At 59.5% G+C, this 12,780-nt stretch carries 8 protein-coding genes; 6 read left to right on the top strand and 2 right to left on the bottom strand.

Going from position 1 to position 12,780, the window contains the following annotated elements; translation table 11 throughout:
• The first annotated feature begins 351 nt into the window (after positions 1-351).
• The 3 genes from LDB05_RS06030 (at position 352) to LDB05_RS06025 (ending at position 4,258) form a co-directional block, all read left to right on the top strand.
• Complete coding sequence (locus tag LDB05_RS06030; RefSeq protein WP_226007023.1) at positions 352-1,128, top strand: IclR family transcriptional regulator; 777 nt, start codon at positions 352-354, stop codon at positions 1,126-1,128.
• Positions 1,129-1,464: 336 nt separating this feature from the next.
• Entirely contained in the window at positions 1,465-2,100 is a 636-nt protein-coding gene (rdfA, locus tag LDB05_RS23580) for a rod-determining factor RdfA (RefSeq protein ID WP_425498591.1), read from the top strand.
• Positions 2,101-2,308: 208 nt separating this feature from the next.
• Positions 2,309-4,258 (top strand): archaea-specific SMC-related protein, encoded by a 1,950-nt coding sequence (locus tag LDB05_RS06025; RefSeq protein ID WP_226007022.1) that lies wholly within the window; start codon positions 2,309-2,311, stop codon positions 4,256-4,258.
• Positions 4,259-5,172: 914 nt separating this feature from the next.
• On the opposite strand, the gene LDB05_RS06020 is transcribed toward LDB05_RS06025, so the two are convergent.
• The gene (locus LDB05_RS06020; RefSeq protein WP_226007021.1) at positions 5,173-5,946 is read right to left on the bottom strand and encodes an SDR family NAD(P)-dependent oxidoreductase; all 774 of its coding nucleotides are present in this window, start codon (positions 5,944-5,946) and stop codon (positions 5,173-5,175) included.
• A 245-nt stretch (positions 5,947-6,191) separates the two neighbouring features.
• Here LDB05_RS06020 and gfo6 point away from each other — a divergent pair, with 245 nt between their 5' ends.
• The 3 genes from gfo6 (at position 6,192) to LDB05_RS06005 (ending at position 10,570) form a co-directional block, all read left to right on the top strand.
• A complete protein-coding gene (gene gfo6, locus LDB05_RS06015) occupies positions 6,192-7,265 on the top strand; it encodes a D-xylose 1-dehydrogenase Gfo6 (protein ID WP_226007020.1) in 1,074 nt (357 codons plus the stop codon).
• A 658-nt stretch (positions 7,266-7,923) separates the two neighbouring features.
• Positions 7,924-8,553 carry a rod-determining factor RdfA gene (gene rdfA, locus LDB05_RS06010; protein WP_226007019.1) on the top strand — a complete coding sequence of 210 codons (630 nt, stop codon included), beginning with the start codon at positions 7,924-7,926 and terminating at the stop codon, positions 8,551-8,553.
• Positions 8,554-8,614: 61 nt separating this feature from the next.
• Positions 8,615-10,570, top strand: a complete 1,956-nt coding sequence (locus tag LDB05_RS06005) for an archaea-specific SMC-related protein (protein WP_226007018.1) — start codon at positions 8,615-8,617, stop codon at positions 10,568-10,570.
• 551 nt (positions 10,571-11,121) lie between these two features.
• Here LDB05_RS06005 and LDB05_RS06000 read toward each other — a convergent pair.
• Positions 11,122-12,579 (bottom strand): MATE family efflux transporter, encoded by a 1,458-nt coding sequence (locus LDB05_RS06000; protein ID WP_226007874.1) that lies wholly within the window; start codon positions 12,577-12,579, stop codon positions 11,122-11,124.
• Positions 12,580-12,780: the final 201 nt, after the last annotated feature.

Below are 12,780 nucleotides of genomic sequence, written 5' to 3'. Positions count from 1 at the left end.
GGCGTCGCCCACGAATCGGTCTTCGGACCGTCCCAAGCAGTGTCGGTCACGGACCAGCTCGACACGACCGTCGTTCTCTGACTGTCGTGTGAGTACGGTATTGCCGGCTAGACCCTGCGGTATCTATCGAAGCCGCTGAAAGACAATGCAAACCCAAACCTCATCGCACGACTCCGTCACCAGTAGTCTGGAAATCGTTCAGTGCCTACTGGAATTCGCTCTCGGAAAACGAATCGCCAATCGTTCTCTCTGAGCGAACAGTGACGAATCGGGACTCGGAGCAGCCGTCACCGGGAATGGTCGTTCAACGATACGAATGATTAATCACCGGGGGTGATGTTATCACACCGTATGTCTACGGAAACGGGATCGGACGGGTACGTGAAATCCGATCAAACGGTGTTCGCCATCATCGAAGCGATTCATCGAGCGGAGGAAATCGGCGTTACGGAGCTCGCAACGACACTCGACATGTCGAAGAGTGCCGTTCACAAGCACCTCAAAACGCTCGAGAAACACGGATACGTCGTCAACAAAGACGGACGCTATCGACTGGGGCTCAAACTGCTCACGCTCGGTGGTCACCTCCGCGATCAGGACAAGTTCTGTCGGGCGGTCCGGTCGGTAATCGACGAACTAGCCGACGAGAGCGATCAAATGGTCTCGTTCATTCTCCGAGACGGCGTCCATGGCGTCTTCGTGTTCATCGAAAACGATCGGTACGGGCTGCGGAAACCGGTACCGCTCGGCAATCGATACCCGATTCACCAGAACGCGGCGGGGAAGGCCATTCTAGCGAAACTCCCCGACGAGACGATCGACCGAATCATCGCGGAGACCGGACTGCCGGGTGAAACGGAGAATACGATCACGGAGGCCGACGAACTCCGCTCGGATATCGAACTGATCCGCGACCAGGGATACGCGACGAGTACCGGGGAACGACTCGAGGGGATTCAGTCGATCGCCGCTGCCATCGAAAGTCCGGATACGGATCAGATCGGGGCGATCAGTATCACCGGGCCTGCTGAACACTTCACGCAAGAACACGTTCACAACGGATACGCCGAAATGGTGATGGAAGCGACAAACGAACTCGAACTCCGCATGCGGTACGCACTCGAGTGACCGCTCTCGAAACCCACCCCGAGTCCATCGATCCATCTTCCAGTAGACTACCGTTCACTGTCAGCGAACGCATCGAAGTTCGGATGGAAAACGAGGAGCGACTGTCCGACGAACTATGTCCCATCGGCCAATATCGTCCGCTCGTGTTTCCTGAGACGCGTACAGCCTGTTCGAGGAGAGCTCGGTAAAGCGAAGACGGCAAACGAGACGAACGCGGAAGCCAGCTTCTGCTTTCCAACCATACGGTTGGAAAGGAATTTATTTGACGGCGGCGGCCAATCACTCTCACAGACATGGCAGAACCGCTAGACTGGTCCCGGAGCGAGGTGCATCGTGATGACTGAATCGATGGATCATCGCTGCTCGTGCAAGGTCGGACGAAAGCGCCGAAAGTACGATCTCGACGGGTTGAACGATGAACTCCGAGAGCGACGGTTCGATCACGACGCGAGTCTCCGCGATCTCGCCGAATACGTCAACCGACGAATGCTCGAAACGGCAATCCAGCGGGCCGGGATCGATTTCACGGATGTCGCATACGGTGCCGTCAGCCCCGACGATGCACTAGCGGTAGTATACGAGGCTCTCACGAGCGATGCAGTTCCTGCCGACCGCGAAGTACGCGTCCGAACCCGTCTCGAACAACGCGGAGTCGATATCGACGCGATCGAATCGGATTGGGTCACTCATCCGACGATCCGAGCACACCTCAACGAGTGTCTCGAGATCGAAACGAGTCGATCGAGTCGAATCACGCCGGACGACTCGAGAGATACGATCGAATGGGCACGAACGCGATGTGCCCGAGTCGTCGACCAGACCGTGTCACGGCTCATCAGTTCCGGTCACGTCACAATATCCGAGCCCGAAATCTCGGTATTAATAAATATAACCTGTTCGGATTGTGGACGAACGTACCGACTATCGGAGCTGCTAACTGAACGCTCGTGTTCCTGTCACTCGAATGAATAATACGAAAATGACCGAAACGAGGTCAATCCGGTAAATCCCATAGAGACAGTCAAAAACCGTCAAATCCGCAAACAGATCTCGAGTTAGTTGGTGTTTATAACACGCGAGACATCTAATACCGTCCGTGATCAGTTGCTATCATAATATAGTATGCTAAAACGACGGATTGTAGCCATCGATTTTAAATACTCCGTCGCCAATATGGGCAATGATGTCAACGACGAGTGCGGGAAACGAAGAGGCGACAGTTACCGATAGGACTCGGATCGAAGTGAGAAATATCGGCGGTATCGAAGACTGTTCGCTCACCATTCGAAAGGGGGAAACGCTTCTCACGGGACGAAACGCGACGAACCGGACCAGTCTCTTGCAAGCGATCAACGGTGTCCTCGGCGGGACCGCTGCGACGCTAAAAAGCGACACTGCGGAAGGCGAGGTCGTCTTGAAACTGGACGACACCACCTATAGTCGACGGTTCGAACGAACGGACACCGGGATCGAAGTGGGCGGCGATCCGTACGAGACTGACAGCGATCTCGTCGATCCGTTCGTTTCCTTACTCGAAAACAATCCCGCACGACTGGCGGTCGAACGAGGGGACGACCTCCGCGACATCATCATGCGACCGGTCGATACGGAGGCCATCGAACGACGGATCCGAACCCTCCAAACCGAACGCGAAGAGATATCCGATGAACTCGAAACCGTCGAGGAGGAGTCGAAGCGATTACCGACGCTCGAGGAACGACGGCAAACCCTCGAGACCGAACTCGAATCGATCGACGATCGAATCGACGCGGCTCGAGAAGCGGCGGCCGAATTCGAGGCGAACGCCGAAATGGCCGAAGAAGCCGAAGAACTGGTCGATCGACTCGACGACCGTCGCCAGGACGTAAGCGAAGTGGGAGACGAGCTCGAACTGGTGGAGGCCGAACTCGATGCCCTCCGCGACCGACCGGCTGAACTCCGTGCCGAGCAGGAAGAAGTACCGGAGCATACCCAGGCGGACCTCGAACGAGTGCAAGACGAATTACGAACGCTGCGCGCTCAAAAACGAGAGCTCGAAAATACGATTGCGGATCTCTCGTCGATCGTCGATTTCAACGAAACCGTTCTCGCGGACAGCGGTTCGGATGGACCCGCCTCGACGACCGACACTGCGGATCCGGTCGCGGAACTCGCCCCGTCGGACGAACAGGAGATTACTTGCTGGACCTGTGGCAGTACTGCCAAACGCGGAACGATAGAAGATCAGTTAGACAACCTCCGGGGTGTCGTTTCCGAAAAGCAGGCCGAACTCGGTGATCTGACGGATCGAATCGACGAATTAACCGCCGAGGAGGAATCCATACGGGAAGCGATCGACACGCGAGAACGTCTCACACGAGAGCTCGACGATGTCGAAGCGAAACTCGAGTCGAAGCGAACGCGACGCGAAACGCTCGAGGAACGGATCTCGGAGCTGCGTGAGACGATCACCGAACTCGAACGGGAGGTCGCGATCACCGAAGACCTTCGGAACAACGATCTCCTCGAGACCTACGAAGAAATCAGCGAACTCCAGTACGAACGGGGGCAAAAACAGGAACAACTAGAGACGGTCACGGACGAAATCGAGGAGATAGAATCGCTGCCGGATAAATCGCGGCTTCGAGACCAACTGGACGAGATCCGTCAGGAGTTACGACAGGAGCGCGGTCGAGTGGACGAGCTCGAGTCACGATCGGTGTCGCAATTCAACGAGCACATGGCGGACGTGTTAGAACTGCTCGATTATCGGAACATATCGCGCGTCTGGATCGAGCGAAAAGGAGAGCGCCGGAACGACCGCAACGAGAGTTCGTCCTTCGATCTACACATCGTTCGGAAGTCGGAGTCTGGAACGGTATACGAGGATTCCGTGGACAACCTGAGCGAAAGCGAGCGCGAAGTGATCGGGTTGGTCGTCGGCCTTGCCGGCTATTTAGTCCACGAGGTGTACGAAGAGGTGCCGTTTATGTTGCTGGATTCGCTGGAAGCGATCGACTCGGAGCGCATCGCCGAGCTCATCGAGTACTTCGCGGATTACGTCCCGTACCTCGTCGTCGCCTTGCTTCCCGAAGACGCGTCCGGAATCACAGACGAATACCAAGAGATTCCGGCCACTGAACTGAATTGAGCCGGAAAAAATACCGCAGTTGAACGCGATTGGCTTCGATAGGCGACGGAAGATCGCGGTCACGGAAAGACAATTACGGACCTGCAGGGGACTTTCGCGGTTGGTGACCCTGAATACGAAGTATTCGGCACTCCGTGTCAGCGACGTAGTGGCAGCAGCACAGCTCCCATACCAGACGGATGGAATGGATCGTCTATCGAATCGTTCTGCACTGGGTTGTTCCGATTAGACTAACCAGTTAGCCTAACTGATTTGGAGCGTATCGAACTCCAAAGTATCGGTTTCAAGTATAAATCGAGATTTCGATACTATGGTAGTGATCGCTCGAAGAGGACCTCTCAGAGGTGGGTACGCGAGTTCGGTTCACGGCCGATCGCCGGTGGCACTCCGAATCCCGCCATACTTTCTGAAACCGAAATCCTGGTCGACGACTCCGGTACTACTATCCGATACTACTGAGCGAGTTAGAAGTAAATCAAGACGTATGGGGGGATCTTACGACGAATTCGATATTCGTAGCGATCCGTCTCCGAGAGGAAATCGGAACTATAATATCATACCCGTTTTATTAGGGGAGCAAGCTATACACGACAACACTCCATCTGCGGAGGAGCAACTTCGAGCCACTAACTGAGGGAGTCGGGTCGCTACAACATCTATCATTAGGAAGATAGAAATAGACAAACCTATGACTTCACACATGTTTTAAATAGTATGTGATAAAATCATGCCTGTAGACCTTCGCCAACGGACACTGCTACGTACAGAGACTACCGAGCAAGGAACGGATAATATATAATTCCGAATTATACTATGATAATCTGTATTTCGAGACGGGAGATCGCAGGTATCGCGATCACGAGTCGAGCCGTCCGGTTACTGCCGCCGATGTCCCTTCACAACCGCTGATTCGATCAGAACGCGCTGTCGGCGAATCCGCCGTCGACAGTGAGGACTTCGCCGGTCACGAAGGACGCGGCGTCACTGGCGAGGAAGATCGCAGCGCCGACGATTTCCTCGCGTTCCGCGACGCGACCGAGCGAAGTTCTGCGATCGATACGGTCGCGCTTCTCGGTTCCCTCGGCGTACGTCTCCGCGTTCTGAGGCGTGATAACGAATCCGGGCGCGATCGCGTTGACTCTGATATCCGGAGCGAGTTCCTTCGACGATGCGCGGGTGAAGGCGTCGACACCTCCCTTGGCAGCGGTATATGCCGGGAGGTCCGCCATCGCGAGTCGGGCCGCAATCGACGAGATGTTGACGATCGATCCGCCGGCCTCCATCGCCGGCGCGAACGTCTGCGTCACGCGACGGACCCCATCGAGCGCGACGTCGGTGACGAAGTCCCACTCGTCGTCAGAGATATTCCGGACCGATGCCCGGGAGATCGCCCCTTGCGACGCGACGACGGTATCGATGCCGCCGAGTTCATCGACGGCCGTTTCGCGGACGCGCTCGAGCGAGTCGGGCTCGGTCACGTCACAGGTGATTCGCGTCGTTTCGACGCCTCGATCTTCGATCTCCGACGCCGTCTCATCGACGTTCGTCTCGTTCCGACTCGTCGCGATGACGTCGGCTCCCTCCTCTGCGAACCCGAGGGCGATCGCCTGTCCGATCCCGCTCGTCCCGCCGACGACGACGGCTCGTTTGTCGGCGACGGTCACCGGGCTGTGCTGGTACTCGACCATGCGACAATCGACCCCGGCCCGACACATTACGTTTACTTTCCTGCGTCGGCGACCGCTCGACGGATCGACGGCGAGTACCGGCCCGTCGCCCGGTCCGTTACTGCTTCGCCGCGGACCACGTGACGGGTTCCCAATCGATGCAGAACCGACCGGTGGCGAGTCCCGTCCGCCAGCCGTTCCGTACGCTTGCTATGGTCACCACGGCCATCGGTCGTTTTTTATCAAATCGGGAGGTAAGCCCGACCATGCGAGAGTGGATCGACGACTACGAGGAACGGACGTGGCAGACGACCGAGAGCGGGACCGTACGATACGCCCTGATCGGTCTGGGCTGGTGGACGATCGACGTCGCACTGCCGGCTATCGAATCGTCGGAGCTGGGCGACGTGTCCGTTCTCGTCAGCAGTTCGACGGAGAAGGCGACCCGGCTCGCCGACGAGAACGATGTCGCACGCGGGATCAGTTACGACGAGTTCCACGACGGCGCGGCCAGCGACGAGTACGACGCCGTCTACATCGGGACGCCCAACGCCTATCACCTCGAGTACGTCGAGACCGCGGCCGAGCTAGACAAGGCGGTTCTCTGCGAGAAACCGATGGAAGCGACCGTCGACCGCGCTGAGGCGATGGTCGAGCGCTGCGAGACGGCGGACGTGCCCCTGATGATCGCCTATCGCATGCAGACCGATCCGGCCGTCCAGCGAGCGCGCGAACTGATCGCGGACGGCTTCGTCGGCGACCCGGTGTCGGTCTACGGGCACAACAGTCAGCCGCTCCTCGAGATGATCCCCGACCCGGACCAGTGGCGGCTCGACCCCGACCTGAGCGGCTACGGGACCTCGGTGATGGATCTGGGAATCTACTCGATCAACACGACTAGGTACCTGCTCCGGCGTGAACCCGTGAGCGTCCAGTCCGAAATGGCCTCGAACCACGAGGCGTTCGCCGACATGCCCGACGAACGGGCGTCGTCGCTGTTCGTCTTCGAGGACGACGTCCAGATGATCTCGACCGCGAGTCAGAACGCCCACGAGGACACCCACCTGAAGATTACGGGAACGGACGGCCAGATCGAACTTCGGCCCGCCTTCCACGGGGAGTGCTCGCTGCACTGCTCGCGCGGAGACGTCTCCGTCACGGTCGAGCACGACAGTTTCGACGCCGAGCGCGAGATGGAAGAGGAGTTCGACTACTTCGCCGACCGAGTGCTGGGCGACGGCGATATTTATCCCGACGGGCGACACGGCCTTCAGGACATGCGGATCATCGAAGCCGTTCACGAGTCCGCCGAGCAGGGTGAGCCGGTCGCCCTCGAGTGAGAGTGCAATAAGATCACCGGACGGAACGCCGCCCCGCCGCGAAGTGTGACTATCGACCGCTCGTGGCCGAAGGCGTACGTGGCGAGTTTCGATCCGTCAGTCAGCCGCGCACGGTCGCGCGAGTCGCGATCATCGGTGACCGTTTCCCAATACTGAACAGTCCGCCGTTGCAGTTACGCACTAATCGAGCGTCCCTGGATATCTCGTGTGAAATACTGTTCCCGTCCCGAGTGTATCGCTAGTCCACTTCCGGACCTGGCCGATCGCTACCTATCACCGCGGCATGGTCGCTGATGGTTTACAAGCATATATCTGTCATAGATGCTGCCGAGAGGCGGGTCCCTCCGGTCGATCGTCGTTCGGCGCCTCGCCCATCGGATACGTCGTTCATTGCGACAGAAATAGTCTCGAGGGCCGTTCAAACCCCCGTACCGAAATCGTCCTGCTCACCGCACTAAGCGGGAACGCGTCGTCGACGGAACGGAGCCGACTCGTACCGGTATCGATTCGAGTCGAAAGTCGATGATCCGAAGCCGATAATCGATACCGAATAGAATTGGTTTCGAGGACTCAGGCCCACGTCGACCAGTCTTCGGCCCGCTTGCGGGTACCGAAACCAACCGCAACATTTGTACGAGAGGCATCAGTGACATATAGTATGACAGAGGACTCGAGTCGCGGGCGACGGACCAAAGTCGAGCGCGTGATGGATCAGTACGGACTCGAGGAGTGGGGCCCTCGCCTGGAGGCCGAGTGGATCGGTGACGAGACGGAGCGAACGAGCCTTCGCGACCTCGCGACGGAATTCAATCAGGCCGTCCTCCGCGCAGCAGTTCGTGATTCGGGAGCGTCCGTCCTCGATACCGATATCGAATCCCTGTACCGAACGCTGACCGACGACGACGTGTCGCGATCCGATGCCGTCCGACGGCGTCGCGACCTCGAGCGTGCCGGAGTCGACATCGACGACGTCCGTTCGGACTTCGTTACCCACCAGACGATTTACACGTACCTCACGAACGTTCGGGATGCCTCGCTCCCCGAAGAAGACGCCGAGGACCGCATCGAACGAAAGAAAGAGACGGTCCAGCGGCTCGCGGGTCGCACCCAAGTTATAACCGAGTCGACACTCGAAGAACTGGGCAACGCAGGTGAGATCGCGGACCGAGAGTACGACGTGTTCGTCGACGTGCGCGCGATCTGCGGGGACTGTGGGGCCGACTATCCGATCGTCGACCTGCTCGAACAGGGCGGCTGTGACTGCGACGGGAGCGACACCGCTCGATAGTCGGGTCCCGAAAACGATCGTAACCAAATAACATTTATTGGAGCGGCGAGAAACGGGACTCATGTCATCTCCGGAGTCAGTCACCTCGTCGATCACCGTCCGGGCGGAGAATATCGGCGGCATCGACAGCACCGAGGTACTGCTCGAGCCCGGCGTGAACGTTCTGACTGGCCGAAACGCGACGAACCGGACGTCGTTTCTCCAGACCATCATGGCGGCGCTGGGAAGCCGACGGTCGTCGCTGAAAGGCGACGCGGACACCGGCTCCGTCGAATTGACGTTCGACGACGAACGGTATACGCGATCCCTCGAGCGACGCAACGGTGAGGTCGTCTTCGACGGCGATCCGTACCTCGAGAACCCGGAGCTCGCGGATCTCTTCGCGTTCCTGCTCGAGTCGAACGAGGCGCGTCGGGCCGTCAGGGCCGGCGACGATCTCCGCGAACTCATCATGCGCCCGATCGATACGGACGAGATTGAGGCCGAAATCAGCAGGCTCGAGGCCGAGAAGCGGGAGTTGGACGACCGTCTCGAGGAACTCGCACGGCTCGATACCGAACTCCCCGATCTCGAGGAGGATCGCGTCGCGCTCGAGGACGAGATCGAGACGAAAACAGAGCGGATCGAAGCCCTCGAAACCGAACTCGAGGAGTTCGATCTCGACGTCGAGGCGAGTCGCGCCCGCAAAGACGAGATCGAATCGGCGTTCGCCGATCTCCAGGAAGCCCGTACCGAGCTCGAATCCATCGAGTACGACCTCGAGACCGAACGGGAGAGCTACAGCGAACTGGAGGGGGAACGCGACGAGCTCGAGCAAGAGCTCGAGGCGTTCGACGACGAGCAGGAATCGCCGGACCGCCTCGAAGGGCGAGTACAGGAACTTCGCGCCCGGAAACGGTCGCTCGATACGACCGTCAGCGAGCTCCAGAGCGTGATCCGGTTCAACGAGGAGCGACTCGCCGAGGACGGGTTCGAGCTGGATCTCGAGGAGACGGTCGAGTCGGACGGCGAGACCGACGGCGACATCACCGAGCAACTCCTCCCGGACTCGGACGACGTGGTTTGCTGGACGTGTGGCTCCCAGGTCGATCGCGAACGGATCGAAACGACGATCGATCGATTGCGATCGCTCCGGCAACAGAAACTCGACGAACGGAGCGACCTGCAGGAACAGATCGACGAGCTCGCTACTCGGCGGAAGGAGCTCCGCGAGCGATCCCAGAAACGCGGGGAGATCGAAACGCGACTCGAGGCGATCGACGACGAACTCGAGCGACGGGCCCAGCGGATCGAGGATCTCGAGGCCGACCTCGAAGACCAGCAGGAACGCGTCGACGACCTCGAATCGGACGCCGAAACGTTCGAGAACGCGGAATACGGCGACGTCATCGAGACCCACCGCGAGCGAAACCGACTCGAACTCGAACGGGAGAACCTCGAGGAGGAACGCGACGAGGTACAGGCCCGGATCGACGAAATCGAGGGGCAAATCGAGGAACGCGACGAGCTCGCGCAACGGCGTGAAACCGTCGAGGACGAGCTGACCGATCTCAGAACCCGCGTCGACCGAATCGAGGAGAACGCCGTCGACGCCTTCAACGAGCACATGGACTCGATTCTCTCGATCCTCGAGTACCGGAACATCGATCGGATCTGGATCGAACGTCGCGAGAAGACGGTCCGTGAGGGGCGTCGGAAGGTCTCGCGGACCGCGTTCGACCTGCACATCGTTCGGACGACCGAGGACGGGCGAACCTACGAGGACACCGTCGACCACCTCTCGGAGAGCGAACGGGAGGTCACCGGACTGGTCTTCGCGCTCGCCGGGTATCTGGTCCACGACGTCTACGAGGTCGTCCCGTTCATGCTGCTGGATTCGCTCGAGGCGATCGACTCGAACCGGATCGCCGATCTCGTCGAGTACTTCGAGGAGTACGTCGACTGTCTCGTCGTCGCCCTGCTTCGGGAGGACGCCGAAGCGCTCTCAGATTCGCACACCTACGTCGAGGAGATCTAATCGCCGCGACTGTAACTCGTTCCCCTGGTCGACCGATCGACTCCGGACCCGAGAACGGCCGGGTGGCGATAGGTTCGTTCTCGCTACCCACCGGCCCTATTTCATATCTAAAATAGTATGTTACACCACTCGTATTTGGATATTGATATAAGTTCTGAGCGACGATCGTTCGAAGGACATCTCGTCCTTGTCTGAAAGCGAATTCGGTCACAAGCGACTGTTCGTCGCATTAATCGGGTTAATAGCGTTCGTCAAGCGGATCGGTCACGGACGGGTTCAAGCGAGACAGTGATTTGTCAGGCTCAATCTTTCGAGGAGAATATCGGCCCGTTTCCTCACATCTACTGTGAGAAATACCGCCAGCGAGCGACGAGCGTCTCTCTGGAACTGATCGACAGTAATTCGCTAGCTATCAGGACATGTCTGTTCAGAGAGTACTGTAATATTTGGATATGTGGACTATATTTCCACTTTCGGATATCGACGGATAACGGGTTCGGTTCGGAGTCTACCCGTGACGATTTCCCCACCGATCGTTGTGAGATGACGGTTCAATCGCCGGGTGCGGAGTCGGGTCGATAGCCGCGACTGATGACCTTCCAGTGGCCGGCAGCGAACCGGTAGTACGTGACGGCGGCGGGAACGAGCGTCTCGAGGATCAGGGCCGCGTAGAGCGCACCGATTCCGAGGGGCGTGACCGCCTCGAGGAACGGTATTGGGACCGCGACTGCACCGAGCGCAGCGACGGGGAGTGCGAACACGTATAGCCCGAGTATCTGGCCGTAGAACGGCCAGTGCGTGTCACCGCTCGCGCGGAGCGGCCCGGTCGCGCCGCCGCTCACGCCGCGGAAGACGACGCTCGCGCAGGCGACGACGATGAAGGTCGTCACGAGCGGCTGGACCGACGGATCGTCGACGAAGAGGCTCCCGACCTGTCCGGCGAAGACGAGCACGACGGTCGCAGCGAAGAGATACACGGCAGTCCCGAACCAGAGCACTTCGTAGCCGTACGTGTCGGCGTCTCCTTCGTCCCCGGTTCCGAGTTCCTGCCCCACCAGACTGCTGGACGCGAGCGAAAACCCCCAGCCGGGCGTATCCATCAGATCTCGAACGCGTCGCGCGATGACGTATGCGGCCACCACGTTCGGCCCGAACAGCGCGACGATGGCGAGCATCGGGAACTGGGCGGCCCGCCGGGCGACGTTCGTAAACACCAGCGGCGTCCCGATATCGATCACGTTCCGGACGTCCTCGAGCGTCGTGTACGGGCGTGCGAAGCGTACACGAACCGGGAACTCGCCGATCAGGGGCAGCCGCCCGAACGCAAACCCGGTGACGAACGCCGCCAGCACCAGGACGTTCGCCAGTACCGTCCCGATCGCCGCACCGACGACGCCCCACTCGAGGACGAACAGCAAGACGCCATTGACGGCGATATTGACGACGGCACCGCTCGCTCGGAGTATCATGGGCGTCCATGCGTCGTCGGCCCCGACGAGGGTTCGGCTTCCGATCAGGTTCAGCGCGGCGAAGGGCACGCCGAGGGCGACGACTCGAAGGTAGTCCGCGCCGTACGCGAGCGACGTCCTATCGTCCCCGACGAGCGAGATCAGCCGTTCGGGAACGGTCCAGTAGAGGACCGCGAGCGGAACGGTGATCGCAACGACGACGAGCGCACTCGTCGTCACCGCACGCGACAGCTCCTCGGTCGCCTGGACGCTGTATCGCTGGGAGACCAGACTGATCGTCGCCCCGGCGATCCCGCCGCCGATACCGAACGCGATCGCCCAGAAGGGCGTGGCGAAACCGACCCCAGCGATCGCTGCCGGCCCGAGGGCGATCCCGACCATCGCTACGTCCGCCGCTGACTTGGACATTCGGGCGATGCCGGTAACGATCCGCGGCCAGGCGAGATCGGTCGTCCGCTCGGCGCGCCCCGAGTCGATGAGACCGACCCGCGCGAGCAGATACCCGATCGACAGCAGGAGCCAGCGGAACGGATTCGGCACTCGAGAAGCCACGATCTCTCGTACCGCGCTCAGCGCTAAAACGCTTTATACATTAGCGATACGTCATGGTTAATGCCGTTCGATAGGCGATCTCACGGTCGATAGGGAACGGTTGAGGAAGATATTACGACAGTTCAACAGAAGACGTGCCTCCCGTCGAGCCACCGAGTACTCGAGCGAGCGCAGCCGAAATCTCGGCCG

The organism is Natrinema salinisoli (assembly GCF_020405205.1).
GTDB lineage: Archaea > Halobacteriota > Halobacteria > Halobacteriales > Natrialbaceae > Natrinema > Natrinema salinisoli.
Note: the sequence above shows the minus strand (reverse complement) of the source record. Positions and strands in the feature narration are given on the sequence as shown.

Bases quoted from the DNA above. Each gene is read 5' to 3' on its own strand.
- LDB05_RS06030 (WP_226007023.1), top strand. From the start codon at position 352: ATGTCTACGGAAACGGGATCGGACGGGTACGTGAAATCCGATCAAACG.
- rdfA (WP_425498591.1), top strand. From the start codon at position 1,465: ATGACTGAATCGATGGATCATCGCTGCTCGTGCAAGGTCGGACGAAAG.
- LDB05_RS06025 (WP_226007022.1), top strand. From the start codon at position 2,309: ATGATGTCAACGACGAGTGCGGGAAACGAAGAGGCGACAGTTACCGAT.
- LDB05_RS06020 (WP_226007021.1), bottom strand. From the start codon at position 5,946: ATGGTCGAGTACCAGCACAGCCCGGTGACCGTCGCCGACAAACGAGCC.
- gfo6 (WP_226007020.1), top strand. From the start codon at position 6,192: ATGCGAGAGTGGATCGACGACTACGAGGAACGGACGTGGCAGACGACC.
- rdfA (WP_226007019.1), top strand. From the start codon at position 7,924: ATGACAGAGGACTCGAGTCGCGGGCGACGGACCAAAGTCGAGCGCGTG.
- LDB05_RS06005 (WP_226007018.1), top strand. From the start codon at position 8,615: ATGTCATCTCCGGAGTCAGTCACCTCGTCGATCACCGTCCGGGCGGAG.